The sequence below is a fragment of the Arthrobacter sp. SAFR-044 genome, from assembly GCF_051965175.1.
Classification (GTDB): Bacteria; Actinomycetota; Actinomycetes; order Actinomycetales; family Micrococcaceae; genus Arthrobacter.
In genome coordinates, this window is the sequence record NZ_JBQCMK010000001.1 from 548,474 (window position 1) to 563,739 (window position 15,266).

Annotated in this window: 15 protein-coding genes and 1 pseudogene; 11 read left to right on the plus strand and 5 right to left on the minus strand. The window is 67.6% G+C overall.

The genetic code is table 11. The features are described from left to right. Positions 1-2: 2 nt before the first annotated feature. From ACTHQS_RS02415 to moaA, 4 genes and pseudogenes are all read right to left on the minus strand, one after another. Entirely contained in the window at positions 3-194 is a 192-nt protein-coding gene (locus ACTHQS_RS02415; RefSeq protein WP_440165865.1) for a hypothetical protein, read from the minus strand. 15 nt (positions 195-209) lie between these two features. Next, a pseudogene (locus ACTHQS_RS02420) lies at positions 210-1,673 on the minus strand (DUF222 domain-containing protein); the annotation flags it as partial. 120 nt (positions 1,674-1,793) lie between these two features. Then, the gene (locus tag ACTHQS_RS02425) at positions 1,794-2,060 is read right to left on the minus strand and encodes a MoaD/ThiS family protein (RefSeq protein WP_440165706.1); all 267 of its coding nucleotides are present in this window, start codon (positions 2,058-2,060) and stop codon (positions 1,794-1,796) included. Between the two features lie 5 nt (positions 2,061-2,065). Then, on the minus strand, positions 2,066-3,193 hold the full coding sequence (moaA, locus tag ACTHQS_RS02430) for a GTP 3',8-cyclase MoaA (protein ID WP_440165708.1): 1,128 nt from the start codon (positions 3,191-3,193) through the stop codon (positions 2,066-2,068). Between the two features lie 118 nt (positions 3,194-3,311). Here moaA and ACTHQS_RS02435 point away from each other — a divergent pair, with 118 nt between their 5' ends. The 8 genes from ACTHQS_RS02435 (at position 3,312) to ACTHQS_RS02470 (ending at position 10,474) form a co-directional block, all read left to right on the plus strand. Further along, the gene (locus tag ACTHQS_RS02435; RefSeq protein WP_440165711.1) at positions 3,312-5,015 is read left to right on the plus strand and encodes a molybdopterin-dependent oxidoreductase; all 1,704 of its coding nucleotides are present in this window, start codon (positions 3,312-3,314) and stop codon (positions 5,013-5,015) included. Between the two features lie 23 nt (positions 5,016-5,038). Continuing rightward, the gene (locus ACTHQS_RS02440; RefSeq protein ID WP_440165713.1) at positions 5,039-6,274 is read left to right on the plus strand and encodes a molybdopterin molybdotransferase MoeA; all 1,236 of its coding nucleotides are present in this window, start codon (positions 5,039-5,041) and stop codon (positions 6,272-6,274) included. Then, positions 6,262-6,753: a cyclic pyranopterin monophosphate synthase MoaC gene (gene moaC, locus ACTHQS_RS02445; protein ID WP_440165715.1), complete on the plus strand. Its 492-nt coding sequence runs from the start codon at positions 6,262-6,264 to the stop codon at positions 6,751-6,753. Before ACTHQS_RS02440 ends, moaC begins: the two co-directional genes overlap by 13 nt. Continuing rightward, positions 6,750-7,274 carry a MogA/MoaB family molybdenum cofactor biosynthesis protein gene (locus tag ACTHQS_RS02450; protein ID WP_440165717.1) on the plus strand — a complete coding sequence of 175 codons (525 nt, stop codon included), beginning with the start codon at positions 6,750-6,752 and terminating at the stop codon, positions 7,272-7,274. Before moaC ends, ACTHQS_RS02450 begins: the two co-directional genes overlap by 4 nt. After that, entirely contained in the window at positions 7,264-7,728 is a 465-nt protein-coding gene (locus ACTHQS_RS02455) for a molybdenum cofactor biosynthesis protein MoaE (protein WP_440165718.1), read from the plus strand. Before ACTHQS_RS02450 ends, ACTHQS_RS02455 begins: the two co-directional genes overlap by 11 nt. Positions 7,729-7,813: 85 nt before the next feature. Then, positions 7,814-8,584, plus strand: coding sequence for a 4-hydroxy-tetrahydrodipicolinate reductase (dapB, locus tag ACTHQS_RS02460; protein WP_440165720.1), 771 nt, complete (start codon positions 7,814-7,816; stop codon positions 8,582-8,584). A 3-nt stretch (positions 8,585-8,587) separates the two neighbouring features. After that, on the plus strand, positions 8,588-9,061 hold the full coding sequence (locus tag ACTHQS_RS02465; RefSeq protein WP_440165722.1) for a hypothetical protein: 474 nt from the start codon (positions 8,588-8,590) through the stop codon (positions 9,059-9,061). A gap of 441 nt (positions 9,062-9,502) precedes the next feature. Then, entirely contained in the window at positions 9,503-10,474 is a 972-nt protein-coding gene (locus tag ACTHQS_RS02470; RefSeq protein WP_440165724.1) for a TM2 domain-containing protein, read from the plus strand. Between the two features lie 159 nt (positions 10,475-10,633). Here ACTHQS_RS02470 and ACTHQS_RS02475 read toward each other — a convergent pair whose 3' ends face one another. Continuing rightward, positions 10,634-11,869, minus strand: coding sequence for a heparan-alpha-glucosaminide N-acetyltransferase domain-containing protein (locus tag ACTHQS_RS02475; protein WP_440165726.1), 1,236 nt, complete (start codon positions 11,867-11,869; stop codon positions 10,634-10,636). A 156-nt stretch (positions 11,870-12,025) separates the two neighbouring features. Between ACTHQS_RS02475 and ACTHQS_RS02480 the strand changes: the two genes are divergently transcribed. Genes ACTHQS_RS02480 through ACTHQS_RS02490 form a run of 3 tightly spaced genes read left to right on the plus strand, consistent with a single transcriptional unit; the run spans position 12,026 to position 15,219 of the window. Continuing rightward, the gene (locus ACTHQS_RS02480) at positions 12,026-12,520 is read left to right on the plus strand and encodes a hypothetical protein (RefSeq protein WP_440165729.1); all 495 of its coding nucleotides are present in this window, start codon (positions 12,026-12,028) and stop codon (positions 12,518-12,520) included. Positions 12,521-12,578: 58 nt separating this feature from the next. After that, a complete protein-coding gene (gene dapA / locus ACTHQS_RS02485) occupies positions 12,579-13,487 on the plus strand; it encodes a 4-hydroxy-tetrahydrodipicolinate synthase (protein WP_440165731.1) in 909 nt (302 codons plus the stop codon). A gap of 40 nt (positions 13,488-13,527) precedes the next feature. Then, a complete protein-coding gene (locus ACTHQS_RS02490; RefSeq protein WP_440165733.1) occupies positions 13,528-15,219 on the plus strand; it encodes a ribonuclease J in 1,692 nt (563 codons plus the stop codon). Positions 15,220-15,266: the final 47 nt, after the last annotated feature.

Consider the following 15,266-nt stretch of genomic DNA (forward strand, 5'->3'; position numbering starts at 1 on the left):
CCCTATGGCCAGGACTGCATCATGTTCCAGCAGTCCTTCAACGGATCAGGCGGGAGCACGAACGGGCGCGAGTAGAACTCCTCCCAGAGGGGATCGTCGACCGGGATGTCGTCCGCCTCAAGGAACTCTTCCGGGGCCGGTTCGCTGCCATGCGGGTCCATGTCAAGTAGTGCGGCGTCGGCATCCGGAAGCACATCCACAAGGTCCAGCGCTGGTGGCCAGAGTGGTGGTTCGGGGTCGGGGTGCTCTGGGTTGTAGTGGCGTCCTGTTGGTGAGGTCCAGCCGGGTGGTTCATTCTTGTTGGCCGGGTCGGGTGTCCATCTGCTGTGGTGTTTGAGTCAATGGTGTTTGGCGCAGAGCTGTGCGAGGTTGCTGGTTCCGGTGGTGCCGCCGTGTTCCCAGGCGGTGAGGTGGTCGGTGTCGTTGTCGCTGGTCTTGTTGTTGCAGCCGGGGAAGGTGCATTTGGTATCCCGCATCCTGATCCAGCGTTTGATGGCCTCGGTGAGCCGGTAGTTATTGCGGCCGATCTCCAATGGTGCCCCGTCCCTCGGGTCGACCAGGACCCGGTAGAACGACTCGGCCCCGTCCGCGACCAACTTCCTGGCCATGGAGGCCGGGACGGGTCCGAAACCATCCAGTGTGGCGGGTTCGTCGGTGAGGCCGAGGAAGGAGAATACGGGCACCATCACCAGGACATCGGCCCGCGGGGCAGGGACGTGCCCGATCCCGGTGACAGCCTGTGTGCCCTGAAGGCCGGGACTGGGCCCGTCTTCTTCGGGGTGGGCGGCGGTGTCCCCGGTTCCTGGCTTCATGCCGGCCCCCAGGAGCAGGGAGGCGGCGATGTCGGGGCGGAGCTGGGTGAGGGTGCGCTCTTCGTCGGGGCCTTGGAGGCCGCGGGCGGTGGCGGTGGTCCGGTTCCAAATGGCGCAGGCGGTGTCCCCTGGCAGGTAGAGCGAAACCCAGGCCATGCCATCCCGGTCGGGGGTGTATTCCATCCGCCGGTCCGCGACGCCTTTGGCGTGGCGTTTCTCGATGGAGTCGGGGTGGTGGCGTTCCCTCCAGGCACTGACCTTGGCCCGGAACCGGGACGGGACGAGCTCGCCGGGGGCGGCGCCGCGGGCGGGGTGGGGTGCGTTGGGGTCGAAGAAGTGCGCCACGAGTGACGCCGCACCCTCACCGGTGAGGCCTTCGGTCTCATCGGCCACGATTCGGGCGTGCTGCCAGGACACCGCCCCGGCCGACAGTGCCTCAAACACGGGCGGCAGGGAGCAGATCCGCCGGGACTGGCCCACGAACGCGCCTGCTGCGGCGGAACTGATGGTTAGGACCCCTGCGATCTCCTCGACAACTGACATTTCGGCGTAGGTGCCGTCCTGAACGGAGGCGTCCGGCGGAGTCATGGCCTGCTGGAACCCCGCGGCGTCGGCGGCGTCCTGTGCCTGTCCGGCCGCGAGTTGCGCTGTGAGCCGGGACCGGAGTTCCATCCGTTCCAGCCGGATCTCATACCGTCGCTGCAGCACATCAACACCGGGACCTACACCGGCGCCGACGGCCAGGAATGCGTCCTCCCGATCCAGTGCGTTAAGGGCATCGAGGGCATTCAGACCATCGGGGGCGGCAACGCAGGCGTGAACGCCCTCCGAAGCCACCCCCATCCCGCTGCCGATTCCCATGGAAACATCATCCAACGGGGGTCTGACATTCAAAGCCCAAACAATTTCAGCCGGAACAATCTCAGCCGGAACAGTCAAAGCCGGACAATCAGGCCGGGGCCGCCCAAGGGCCCTTGACCATCAACCGCCGGCGAAAGGCGGCAGCACGTCCACCACGTCGTCGGGACCCAGCACCGTTGCCTGGTCCCGCACGGCCACCTCATTGAGCAGGAAGCTGCTCCGGGAAAGGAGCCGGGGCAGCGGCGGGGTGCCGGCCGGGGGCTCGGCGCGCTGAACGGCGGCGACGGCTGTCAGCAGGTCCGCCACAGTGGCGCCCTCGGGCAGGTGGAACTTTTCTTCCTCGAAACCCGCGGCGGCGCGTGCGGCAGCGAAATAACGTACCAGCATCCGTTTCAGCCCCCGATGGCGCTCATGCTGCGGTCCGGCTGGACGAAGTCCGGAGCGTCCAGTCCCACGTGGTCCATGCCGTGGGCCTTTGGTTTGATCCACATGGCGTCCTGCCACCGCTGCGCCAGCTCGTCATCGCCGGCGCCCGCGCGCAGCAGGCCGAGCAGGTCGAACTCCTCGCGGGAAAACAGGCAGCTCATGATCTGGCCCTCGGCGGTGATCCTGGTGCGCCGGCAGTCTGAGCAAAATGGCTCGGTAACTGAGGCGATAATCCCTACCGTCCCCAGGACGGGACCTTCCGGACCCGCAGAGCCGGCCGCCCGCCGTCGTACTTCAAAACGCTCCGCAGGCGCGCCGTCACGCGCCCGGGGATCGGGGGTGAGGACGTAATCCCGGGACAGCAGTCCGCGGATCTCGGCCGCGGTGATCATATTGCGGCGCGTCCAGCCATGGTCCGCGTCGAGCGGCATCTGTTCGATGAACCGCAGTTCGTACCCGCGCTCCAGCGCCCAGGCCAGCAGCTGCGGCGACTCCGCGTCGTTGATGCCCCGCATCAGGACAGCGTTCAGCTTGACCGGACCCAGGCCCGCGGCCCAGGCGGCGTCCACCCCGGCCAGGACCTGGTCCAGGAAGGGGCGCCGGGTCAGCTTGGTGAACGTTTCCTCGTGCAGTGAATCCAGCGACACATTGATGCGGGTCAGCCCGGCATCCTTGAGCGCGGCCGCCTTCTTGGCCAGGCCAACCCCGTTGGTGGTCATGGAGATGGGCAGGTCCGGGTGGTTGGTTCGCAGGGCCGCGATGATGTCCACGAGGTCATGCCTGACCAGCGGCTCGCCGCCGGTCAGCCGCAGTTCCCGGACCCCCAGCTGCGCCACGCCAACCTTGACGATCCGCACGATTTCCGCCGCGGACATCACGGCCTGCTTGGCGAGCCACTCCAGTCCTTCGGCAGGCATGCAGTAGGTGCAGCGGAGATTGCACTTGTCCGTCAGGGACAGCCTCATGTCCGTGGCGCGGCGGCCATACCGGTCCGCCAGCCCCGCCGGGGCATCCGCGGGCCGTCGTGCGGGAACACCCGGCAGCGGCGATGCTGCTTCCTCCCGCGGCTGCGGCATGCCTAGCTGGACACTCATGAATTCAGGCTACGCCACGTTGCGCCGCTCATCACACCTGTGACCGGCGCGGAAGCACCGAAGAGGATTTCTTGACAGCTTCCACGCCGGAACCGCCTGCGAATCTATGCTGGAAGTTGTGAGGAGTTCCCGGCAAAAACACGGGGCGGACGACGCCGGCGCCGGCCTTGGGGAGCGTGCGCAGAGTCCCGTCCGGCACCAGGCAGTCCGGCGCACCGGGACATGGTGGGCTGCGGCTGCCGGGATCGTTGCGGCGGCCGGCGGGGTAGCGGTCGGTGAGCTGCTGGCGGGGTTTGCCAGCCCCTCCCTTTCGCCGCTGACCGCGGTGGGCGGGGCTGTCATCGACGCCGTCCCGCCCGGCGTGAAGGACTGGGCCATCTCCCTCTTTGGCACGGCCGACAAAGCTGCGCTCCTGGCGGGCATGGCGCTGGCCATTGCCGTGCTGGCAGCACTTGCCGGCGTCCTTGAACGCCGCCGGCGGTTCTCCGGGGCTGCCGTGATGGGCATCTTCGGCCTGGCCGGAGTCGCAGCGGTCCTGACACGGTCCCAGGTGACCCCGGCGGCCCTCATGCTTCCGCTCCTGGCCGCGGCAGCCGCCGTCGTGCTGTTGCGTTTCCTGGCCAGGCGGCTGCAGGCATGGGAAGACGCAAGACCCGAAAACGCAGGCCATGAAGACGCAGTGCCTAAAGCCGTACTGCCTGAAGACGCAAGACCCGAAGACGGAGTGCTGGCGGGAAGCGCCGCGGCTGCCGGTTCCCGCCGCAGCTTCCTCCAGGCCCTTGGCGTCGCCGCCGGAGCCACTGCAGTGGGCGGAGCGCTGGCGGGAGCCTGGCGCGGAGCCGCCGTCGCGGTCAGCGAAGCCAGGGCACGCCTTGTCCTTCCGGGGCCTGCTTCCCCGGCGCCGCCAATTCCGCCCGGCGCAGCCCCGGGCGTGGCCGGCATGCCGCCGCTGGTTACTCCGAACCCGGATTTCTACCGGATCGACACAGCCCTCGCGGTCCCGGCGGTCAACCCGGATACCTGGTTCATTAAAGTCACGGGAATGGTGGCCCGGGAAGTCCAGCTCTCCTTCGCCGACCTCCTGGCGAAACCCCTCACCGAGCGCCACATCACCATCGCCTGCGTTTCCAACGGGGTGGGCGGGGACCTGATCGGCAATGCCCGCTGGTTGGGCTGGCCGGTGCGCGAACTGCTGGCCCTTGCCGTGCCCCAGCCGGGGGCGGACATGGTCCTCTCCCGAAGCACCGATGGCTGGACTGCCGGAACGCCACTGGACGTCCTTACCGACGGCAGGGACGCCCTGCTTGCCGTGGGCATGAACGGGGAACCGCTGCCGCTGGAGCACGGGTTCCCGGTCCGCCTGGTTGTTCCCGGCCTTTACGGCTACGTTTCGGCCACGAAATGGGTCACCGAACTCAAGGTGACCAGGTTCGCTGACGACGCCGGCTACTGGACGCCGCGGGGCTGGTCAGCGCGCGGGCCCATCAAGACGTCGTCGCGCATCGACGTGCCACGCAGCGGGCGCCCGGTCAGCGCAGGAACAGTGGTTCTGGCGGGCGTTGCCTGGGCCCAGCACACCGGCGTTGGGAAGGTGGAAGTGCGGATCAACCGGGGACCGTGGCGGGAAGCAGAGTTGGCCCCGGGCATCTCCGTTGACACGTGGTACCAGTGGAAGCTGGCCGTGGACCTCACCCCGGGGCAGTATGAGGTCCAGGTCCGCGCCACCGACCTGACGGGTGTGCCCCAGGACGAAACGGCGCGGCCACCCGCACCCGACGGAGCCACCGGATTCCACACCGTTAGAGTGGACGTGACATCCTGACGGCCGCGACCAAAGGCGTACCCATGACCAGCCACCCCCACGGCAACGCCGAACGTGCGCGGCCGGTCGCCGACCATGCCGCCGCCGTCGCAGAACTCCTCCAGTCGGTCCGCCTGGCCGGGCGCACCGAGACCCTGCCGCTCAGCCGGGCCCTGGGTCGCGGCCTGGCGCACGATGTCGCCGCACCGCTCAGCCTTCCCCCTTTCGCCAATTCCCAGATGGACGGTTATGCCGTCCGTTCCGTGGACATTCCCGACGGCGGTGCGGACTTGCGCGTCATGCCGCCGGTACCCGCCGGCTCAAGCCCGCAGCCGCTTGCAGCGGGAACCGCCGCCCCCATCATGACCGGTGCCATGATTCCGGCCGGGGCTGACGCCGTCGTGCCCATTGAAAAGGCGGTGCCGGACCGCTTCCTGGAGCCTGGCCAGGATGGCCGGGTGACACTGCCGGCCACCGCCCGGGGAACGTTCGTGCGCGCTGCCGGCACCGATATTGCGGCGGGGGAGCGGGCCCTGGCCGCCGGGACCTGCCTGGGGCCGGCGCAGCTGGGGCTGCTCGCCGCCTTTGGCATGGCCGAGGTCGAGGTGCACCGGGCGGTGGCCGTCCTGCTGGTCACCACCGGCGACGAAGTGGTCGCACCGGGCCGGCCACTGCCGGAGGGCAAGATCTACGACTCCAACGGGACCCTCCTGGAAGCGGCCATGCAGCAGGCGGGGCTGGTAGTCCGGCGCGCCGGGGTCTCCTCCGACAACCCCGCGGAACTGCTGGCGCTGCTGCGCGATCAGGGCCAGGACGTGGACCTGATCGTGACCACCGGCGGGGTCAGCAAGGGCGCCTATGAGGTGGTGCGCCAGGCCATGGCGGACCAGCCCGTCGACTTCCTGCACGTCGCCATGCAGCCCGGCGGCCCCCAGGGTATAGGGACGTTCGACGGCGTCCCCTTCCTTGGGTTTCCCGGCAATCCGGTCAGCTGCCTCGTGTCTTTCGAGATGTTCCTCCGGCCCGCACTCTCGGCGATGCTCGGGGCGCCTGCGCCCAGGCTGCCGTTGCGCGCCCGCCTGGCCCAGCCCCTGGGATCTCCAGGACACAAGCACCAGGTCCGGCGTGGAAGCCTGCAGCCCGACGGGACCGTGAAGCTGGAGGGCGGCGAGGGCTCGCACCTGATGCATGCCCTGGCGCGGTCCAACGTCCTGGTCCACGTCCCTGCCGGCGTAACGGAGCTCGCCGCCGGCGACGAGGTGGAAGTATGGATGCTGTGAACGCAGAACAGACCCCAGCACTGACGCACCTGCGCCAGGATGGCAGCGCCCAGATGGTGGATGTTTCCGCCAAGGCAGAAACTACCCGCGAGGCCACAGCCACCGCCACCGTCCGGACCACCGTCGAGGTGATGCAACTCCTGGGTACCGGCGGGCTCCCCAAGGGTGACGCGCTGGCCGTCGCACGCGTGGCCGGCATCATGGCCGCAAAGAAGACCCCGGAGCTGGTCCCGCTCTGCCACCCGCTGCCGCTGTCAAAGGTGACGGTTGACTTCGACCTTGGTACGGAGGCCGTCACCATCCACGCCACCGTCAAGACCCGGGGAGTCACCGGAGTGGAAATGGAAGCACTGACCGCCGCCTCCGTGGCGGCCCTCAGCGTCTACGACATGATCAAGGCAGTGGACAAGCATGCCGTCCTGACAGACATCAAGGTCCTGTCCAAGAGCGGCGGAAAGAGCGGAGACTGGGCACTGTGACCTCACCCTTCAGCGCGGCCGCACCGCATGTGCACGGCGACGTTCAGGGGCGGAAGGCGGGCGTCGTCATCGCCTCGACCCGCGCCGCCGCCGGCATTTACGACGACGAAACCGGCCCCGTGATCGCGGACTGGCTTACCGAACATGGCTTCGACGTGTTCCCGGCCATGGTGGTGCCCGACGGTGAGCCCGTGGGGGCTGCCATCCGCGCGCTCCTCACCCAGCGCCCCGCCGTCGTGATCACCAGCGGCGGCACCGGCCTCAGCCCGGACGACCGGACGCCGGACGTCACGCTGCCGCTCCTGGACCGGGAAATCCCCGGGATCATGGAGGCGGTTCGCCGTGCCGGGGCTGCCAAGACCCCCTTGGCTGCCCTGAGCCGGGGATACGCCGGCGCCGCCGGAAAGACCTTTATTGTGAACCTGCCCGGTTCGCCCAAGGGCGTCATGGACGGGCTCTCCGTCCTTGACCCGCTGATCGGGCACCTCTGCGACCAGCTGGAAGGCGGACATGGGCACTGAAGCATTTGAAGTAGTCAGCGCGGTCCTGAGTGCGGAGCCCATCTCCGTGGACCAGGCCATCGCAGCGGTGGAAAGCGATACTGCCGGAGCGGTGGTCAGCTTCAGCGGCGTGGTGCGCAACCACGACGGCGGCAAGGCCGTCGAGCGCCTCAGCTACAGTGCGCACCCCACGGCACACCAGGTGATGGCCGACGTCGTCGCCCGCCTGGTTGCCGAGCAGGACGCTGAGGGGGAGGCCGGCACCGGCCAGCCTGTCCGCATCTGGGCGGCCCACCGGATCGGGATGCTGGAGATCGGGGATCCGGCACTGGTATGCGCGGTGTCCGCGGCGCACCGCGGGCAGGCTTTCGCTGTGTGCTCCGAACTGGTGGACCGGATCAAGGAACAGGTTCCCATCTGGAAGGAACAGTTCTTCTCGGACGGCACGGTGGAATGGGTGGGCGCAGGCAGCTGATGCTTGCGCTCGCCGCACTTCTCTGCGAGGTAACGCACGCCGCCCGGTTCCTGCCCCAACCCGTCCCGCCGGTAGGGTTAATGCCATGACCGAACAACACTCCGTTCCCAAGCTGGTGGCCGTCCTTGGAGCCACTGGACGCATGGGCGCCGAGGCCGTCAAGGCCATTGACGCCGCCCCCGACATGAAACTCGTAGCAGCCCTGGGACGGGGTGATTCGCTGGAGCAGCTGACTGCCGCAGGTGCCCAGTACCTGGTGGACCTCACGGTCCCCGAAAGCACCGAAGCGAACGTCCGCTTCGCCGTCGAGCACGGCATCCACGCCGTGGTGGGCACCACCGGATGGGATGCCGGACGGCTGTCTGCGCTGGAAGCCCTCCTGGCGGAGCATCCGGATACCGGTGTTCTCATCGCCCCCAACTTCGCCCTCGGCTCGGTGCTGGCCTCTGCCTTCGCCGCGAAGGCGTCCAAATACTTCGAGTCGGTGGAGATCATCGAGCTGCACCACCCGGACAAGGTGGATGCCCCTTCCGGCACTGCGGTCCGCACCGCCCAGCTCATCGCTGCCGAACGCAGCGCGGCCCAGGTGCCGCCCAGCCCGGATGCCACCACCAGTGAACTTGCCGGCGCCCGCGGTTGCGAGGTGGACGGCGTCCGCGTCCACAGTGTCCGGCTCCGCGGCCTCGTGGCGCACCAGGAAGTCCTGCTGGGCGGTCCGGGCGAGCAGTTGACCCTCCGCCACGATTCCTTCGACCGGGCCTCGTTCATGCCCGGCGTGCTCCTGGGCGTGCGCAACGTTGCGGCACACCCGGGCCTGACCGTCGGCCTGGACGGTTACCTGGACCTGGGGCTCTAGGCCGTGGACGGGTTCCTTGCAGGCTTCAGGAAGAACCGCACCAAGATCTGGGTAGGCGCGGTGACCCTGCTGCTGGTCTTCTACCTGGTTGTGTCCTTCCAGCGATCCCTCCTGCTCCTGGCGGACAGCAACCTGACAGCCAAGGCCATTGGTGCCGCCTACCTGGTGCTGCCCGTGGTTGGCGCCTGGGCCCTGATCCGCGAGCTGATGTTCGGTGCGCGGACCGAGCAGATGGCCAAGGTCCTGGAAGCCGAAGGCGGGTTGCCTGTAGATGAGCTCCCACGCACGCCCGGCGGCCGGATCGTCCGGGCCGCGGCGGATGCGGAGTTCGAAAAGTACCGGGCCGAAGCCGAGGCCGCTCCCGACGACTGGCGTTCCTGGTTCCGGCTGAGCTGTGCCTATGACGCCGCCGGGGACCGCAAGCGTGCGCGGGCATCCATGCGTGACGCCGTGAGGCTCTTCACCGCCGCGTCCTGATACCCCGCGGCGCCGGCCCTGCCCCGCGGCGCCGGCCCTGCTCCGGGAAGACCTGGGGGCCGCGGTTTCCTGCGCGTTCATTCGCCGTGGACTGCGATGGGCATTTCTCCCCATCGCAGTTCCCTGCTGTCCGCGGTAGGTTGATTTAGTAAAGACTCTTTAGCTTTGGGGGAAAGCATGAGGTTGCCCATGTCCATGCCATGGGCGTGGAACAGCAGCACCCCAAAACCTGAACCATAAAACCTGCATCCCACGGACTGCTCGCTGTCAGCCGCTCCCACTCCCGCGGCGCCGCACCCCTCTCTTACGGCGGCCCTGGACGCGAAGGTTCCTGATACTGCTCGACGCCGCCGTGGGCCCACCGGCGTACCTGCCCCGTGCGCCCCTGCACCCGCACCCTTACCTGCACCCTTTCTCGCACCCTGGACAGAAGGACCATCAATGAGCCATCCGAATTTCCCCCATCCGCCCCAGAGCGGACCGGCCGCCCCGCCCATTCCGCCGGCGCCGTCCACCTTCGGGGGACAAAGCACCTTTGAGGGGCAGTACCCGGCAGTCCCGCAGGGGGAGTATCAGCCCGGCCCCTATGGCAGTGCCCCCTACTCCGACAGGCCACGGAAGTCCTTTATGACCACCTGGATCCTGTCACTGTTGCTGGGCACCTTCGGCGCGGACCGCTTCTACCTGGGCAAGATCGGCTCGGGCGTCGCGAAGCTGTTGACTGCGGGCGGCCTTGGTATCTGGGCCATCGTGGACCTGATCATCACATTGACGGGAAACACCAGGGACAGGGATGGACGCCCGCTGGAGGGCTACCCGGAGAACAGGAAGAAGGCCTGGATCATCACCGCCGCCGTCTGGCTCGTGGGCATCATCACCGGGATCCTGCTGACCATCATGTCCATCGCCATGATCGGTGCTGCCCTCGACAACCGCAAGATCCCCGTGGCTCCCGAACTTCCGTCGGCTTCCCAGGCTGCGCCCGCACCTTCCAGTGGATCCGCCCCCGCCAACGGATCCGCCGCCGGTGCAAACTCCTTCGTCGCCACTGTGTCCGAAGGCAACACCGTGAAGGTCAGCGTCCTCGATTCCATTTACACGGCTGAAATTCCGGGCATGACCTACATGCAGCCGAAGAACGGCGGTTTCCTGGCGGTCAAGGTGTCCTGGGAGACGCTGACCGGAAGCAGCTTCTCCAGCCCCTCGAACTTCGAGGTCTATGACGCCGAGGGCAAAGAGGGCGAACTGGTTTATCTCGACGATGGACTGGGGGCGCTGCCCACCGATGAGGTCGGTGCCGGCGACGCCCGCCAAGGTGTCATTGCGTTCGACGTGAAGAAGGGTCCCGTCAAAGTGGTCATCAATGACGACTACGGCGACCCCGCCGGTACTCTCACCCCCACGGTGAACTAGCCGGACCCAAGCGACGGCAGGACACGCCAAGCAGCCGGTTCCGACCCACAGCATGCAAGGTAACCCGCGGCGCCACCCACATGGTGGTTCCGCGGGTTCCTTGTCGTTTCCACGGAAGCTGCCCGGCGAGCTGCGCGCAGTTCCCGTCGCTGGGACGGCTCACTGCAGGGCTTTGAAGCCGCCCCGGCCCACCAGGCTGGCCGCATGGCTCGCCCATTCCAGCGGTCCGCGCCACGACAGCCGTGCAAACACAATGCCCAGAGTGATGGCGGTGGCTGCCTGGGCAAAGTACATCCCGTCCTCGGTCCAGCCGGCGGGCAGGGGTTTCAGGTAGAAGCCGGAAACCACCCATACGTGGATGGTGTACAAGGTCAATGTCATGGCGCCGGCTCCCCTCAGAGGCAACAGCAGGTCCAGGTCCACCCACTCGGCGAGGCGCCCCAGGAGCAGGCACGCGCCAATGGCGGCCGCCGCCACTGCCGAGGTGTGCAGCAGGTCAAGCGGAGTTCCCGAATGCGGTGCGGCCGACGCCAGCCACCACCAGGAGTCCTGTTGGGAAATGCCGGTCAGGTTCACCTGCAGCACGCTGCCCAGTGGGTAGCCCGGTGAATTGAGCACCTTTTCCAGCGCTGCCCGGCCGCCCCAGTCCTCCATGGCCGCTGTCCCCAGGGTCTTTGCTGCCACGGCCACCACGGTCCCGCCGACCAACAGCACTACGGGGACCAGCGCCTTGGAGAAGACCAGGCGGCCGATCGCCAGCCCCACCAGCAGGTAGGACAGCCACTGGAACACGGGGTAGTAACCGGTGAAGAACACGTCGGCGAGCAGCCTGGAAGGCGTTGCGAGGTCTTCCCAGCCCGGGTTGTGGCCCAGCTTCAGGGGTGGTTCGGGGGCAAGGAGCCAGGGGCGCAGAAGATATGCCAGGACAGGCGAGGCAAGGATCCAGCCGGCCGCCCATGCACAGAGCGGCTTCACGCCCAGCCCCAGGAAGGGGAGGATGCACAGGAACAGCACGGCGTAGTGGACCAGGATGATGGCAACGTTCACCTCCAGGCCACCCAAGGTAAGTCCGACGGCGGCAATCACCAGGGCCCGCAGCGCTACGCCGCGCCGGGCGGCAGAGAGCCCGGGGCCCTCCAACGGCTTGTCCTTTCCAGTGGAGAGGGCAAGCCCCACGCCGGCCAGCACGGCGAAGAGGGCAGCGGCGCGCCCCGAGAAGGTGAGGCCAATCCACGTTGGCGTGAGGTTTGCATTCGATTCGAACGTCGGCAGGAGGTGGGTGGCCATCATGCCCAGCAACGCCACGCCCCGGGCGGCGTCGATTCCCCGGAGACGCCCCGGTTGTTGCCTGCCTGGGGCCTTGCGGGACCGGGTGGCCGGGGTGCGGGACGTCATGACCAGATCGTCTCACACGCGCTTGCACGGTGGCTTGTCACAGCAGGGCGCACCCTCGGGCAGGGTCCGACGCGCCAGGCCCTCCCGCACCGCGCTCCTGTCGAAAGCGCACAAGACCTCCTTGTGTTCGAATATATGTTCGAATACCATGGCCGTATGGAGATGATGTCATCCGGAGCCCCCGCGCCCCGGGGAGGAGCCCCTGCATCCAACGGGCAGGGACGCCAGCAGTCGGGACCCGCCCAGGCAGAACGCCCGCAGCCGGGCGATGTGCGGGCCGGGAGCCTCCCGGGAGGTTTCGGTCCGGCCGGCTTGCCGTCAGGAGAACCTGACGCCGGGGGTGGGCCCCTGAAGGCGATGAGTCCGGGAGTGGTGGACTACCTGTTCCGGCAGCTGGTCTCCGGGCGTCCGGCGGAGGACGTCGCGTGGGAACGGGAAGGCATCAGCCTGGCGGCCCAGCCGGAGGGGGCGGAGCTGGCGCGCAGGCTCTCGGAGACGGACCTCGATGCCCTGACCCCCACGGAGTTGTTCCATTACGTGCGGGCGGCGCAGAGGCTCGCCGCCTGGGCAGAGGACCTGCGGCAGTCCGCAGTGGGCCGCTATTGCCATGCAGGGGCGGACGCTCCACGGCCAGGGCGGCATCGTATTTGACGCTCGTCACGTCCGTGGCATTGTCCTAACCAGCCGGGGACAGGGTAACGTTTTTTCCATGGCTGACTCTTCCGCGCACATCCCTGCCCTCGGTACCCTCCTGACCGCCATGGTCACGCCGTTCACCAAGGACGGCGCAGTGGATTACGACCAGGCAGCAGCACTGGCCAGCAAGCTGGTCGACGACGGCTGCGACGGGCTGGTGGTCACCGGCACCACCGGTGAAACGTCCACGCTGACGGACGAAGAGAACCTTGGCATGTTCCGCGCCGTCAAGGACGCTGTGGGCGGCCGTGCGGCCATCATTGCCGGTACCGGCACCAACGACACCGCGCACTCGGTCCACCTTTCCCAGCAGGCTGCTGCCCTCGGCGTCGACGGCCTCCTCCTGGTGACCCCTTACTACAACAAGCCCAGCCAGGCCGGTGTCCGCGCCCACTTCGAGACCATCGCCTCCGCCGTGGACGTGCCCGTCATGCTGTACGACATCCCCGGCCGGTCCTCCATCGCGATCGAACCCGACACGATGATCCGGCTGGCACAGCATCCAAACATCGTCGCCGTCAAGGACGCCAAGGCAGACCTCACTGCGGCCACCCGCGTCATGGCGGAAACCGACCTCCTGTTCTACTCGGGCGATGACGGGCTGACCCTTCCCTGGATGGCGCTGGGCGCCGTCGGCCTGGTGGGTGTCACCACCCACGTCGCCACCCGCCGCTTCCGCGAACTCATCGACGCCGTCAACGCCAACGACCTTGGGACTGCCCGCAAGATCAACTTCGAGCTGCAGCCCGTGGTCCGCGCCACCATGACCCGCGTCCAGGGTGCCGTGGCGGCCAAACAGATTCTTAAATGGCAGGGAGTCCTGCCCAACTCGATTGTCCGTTTGCCCCTCGTGGAGCCGGACGAAACCGAGATCGAAACCATCCGCGGGGATTTGGCGGAAGCGGGGCTGGTCTTCTCCTGAGGCTAAGACCGGCACCCTTCCGCCTGGAAAGAAGTGCACTATGACCCAAACTGCCCTTACCGGCCTCGTCACCCCTCCGCGCCTGCCCCAAGGCACGCTGCGGATCGTTCCGCTTGGCGGGCTGGGGGAGATCGGCCGGAACATGGCCGTGTTCGAAATCGACGGCAAACTGCTGATCGTGGACTGCGGCGTCCTCTTCCCTGAGGAAACCCAACCCGGCGTTGACCTGATCCTCCCCGACTTCTCGTACATCGAGGACCGGCTGGACGACGTCGTGGCCGTGGTCCTCACACATGGCCACGAGGACCACATCGGCGCAGTGCCGTACCTGTTGCGCCTGCGGAATGACATCCCGCTGGTGGGCTCCCAGCTGACACTGGCCCTGATCGAGGCGAAGCTGCAGGAGCACCGCATCCGGCCCTACACGCTGACCGTTGAAGAAGGCCAGGTGGAGAAGTTCGGGCCGTTCGAATGCGAGTTCGTTGCCGTCAACCACTCCATCCCCGATGCCCTTGCCGTGTTCATCCGTACTGCCGGCGGCACGGTCCTGCACACCGGCGACTTCAAGATGGACCAGCTGCCGCTGGACGGACGCATCACCGACCTGCGCCACTTCGCCAAGCTGGGCGAGGAGGGCGTGGACCTCTTCATGTCCGACTCCACCAACGCCGACGTGCCCGGGTTCACCACGGCCGAGAAGGAAATCGGGCCCACCCTGGAGCGGCTTTTCGGCCAGGCCACCAAGCGCATCATCGTGGCGTCCTTCTCCTCCCACGTCCACCGCGTACAGCAGGTCCTCGACGCCGCGGCCAAGCACAACCGCAAGGTTGCCTTCGTGGGCCGCTCCATGGTCCGCAACATGGCCATCGCGGAGAAGCTGGGCTACCTGGACGTCCCTTCCGGGCTGATCGTCGACATCAAGAACATCGACAACCTGCCGGACAACCGCGTGGTCCTCATGTCCACCGGCTCCCAGGGCGAGCCCATGGCGGCCCTGTCCCGGATGGCAAACGGCGACCACCGCGTGGTGGTGGGCGACGGCGATACCGTCATCCTGGCCTCCAGCCTCATCCCGGGCAACGAAAATGCCGTGTTCCGGATTATCAACGGCCTCCTCAAGCTCGGCGCCGACGTGATCCACAAGGGCAACGCCAAGGTCCACGTATCCGGCCACGCAGCAGCCGGGGAACTGCTCTACTGCTACAACATCCTCGAGCCGCTCAATGCGATGCCCGTGCACGGCGAGACCCGCCACCTGATCGCAAACGGCAAGATCGCCATCGAGTCAGGCGTGCCGGAAGCCAGCGTCATCCTTGCCGACAACGGCACGGTCATCGACCTCCGCGACCACCAGGCGGACATTGTGGGCCAGGTGGAGGTTGGATTTGTCTACGTTGACGGCTCCAGCGTGGGCGAAATCACCGACGCGGACCTCAAGGACCGCCGCATCCTGGGCGACGAAGGCTTTATCTCCATCATCACGGTCATCCACCGGGCCACCGGCAAGGTGGTGTCCGGGCCCGAGATCCACGCCCGCGGCGTTGCCGAGGACGACTCCGTCTTCGACGACATCATCCCCAAGATCAACGCGGCACTGGAAGAAGCAGTCCAGAACCACGCCGACCACACCAGCCACCAGCTCCAGCAGGTGGTGCGCCGCGTCGTGGGCACGTGGGTCAACCGCAAGCTGCGCCGCAAGCCGATGATCATCCCGGTGGTGCTCGAGGCCTGACGGTCCTTGCCAACGGCTCCGGCCCGCACCCCCGCCGCAGGCAGGAG

Excerpts from the sequence above, each read along its gene's own strand:
- moaC (WP_440165715.1), top strand. The coding sequence starts at position 6,262 with ATGGATGCTGTGAACGCAGAACAGACCCCAGCACTGACGCACCTGCGC.
- ACTHQS_RS02425 (WP_440165706.1), bottom strand. The coding sequence starts at position 2,060 with ATGCTGGTACGTTATTTCGCTGCCGCACGCGCCGCCGCGGGTTTCGAG.
- ACTHQS_RS02470 (WP_440165724.1), top strand. The coding sequence starts at position 9,503 with ATGAGCCATCCGAATTTCCCCCATCCGCCCCAGAGCGGACCGGCCGCC.
- ACTHQS_RS02490 (WP_440165733.1), top strand. The coding sequence starts at position 13,528 with ATGACCCAAACTGCCCTTACCGGCCTCGTCACCCCTCCGCGCCTGCCC.
- moaA (WP_440165708.1), bottom strand. The coding sequence starts at position 3,193 with ATGAGTGTCCAGCTAGGCATGCCGCAGCCGCGGGAGGAAGCAGCATCG.
- dapB (WP_440165720.1), top strand. The coding sequence starts at position 7,814 with ATGACCGAACAACACTCCGTTCCCAAGCTGGTGGCCGTCCTTGGAGCC.
- ACTHQS_RS02480 (WP_440165729.1), top strand. The coding sequence starts at position 12,026 with ATGGAGATGATGTCATCCGGAGCCCCCGCGCCCCGGGGAGGAGCCCCT.
- ACTHQS_RS02475 (WP_440165726.1), bottom strand. The coding sequence starts at position 11,869 with ATGACGTCCCGCACCCCGGCCACCCGGTCCCGCAAGGCCCCAGGCAGG.
- ACTHQS_RS02455 (WP_440165718.1), top strand. The coding sequence starts at position 7,264 with ATGGGCACTGAAGCATTTGAAGTAGTCAGCGCGGTCCTGAGTGCGGAG.
- ACTHQS_RS02440 (WP_440165713.1), top strand. The coding sequence starts at position 5,039 with ATGACCAGCCACCCCCACGGCAACGCCGAACGTGCGCGGCCGGTCGCC.
- dapA (WP_440165731.1), top strand. The coding sequence starts at position 12,579 with ATGGCTGACTCTTCCGCGCACATCCCTGCCCTCGGTACCCTCCTGACC.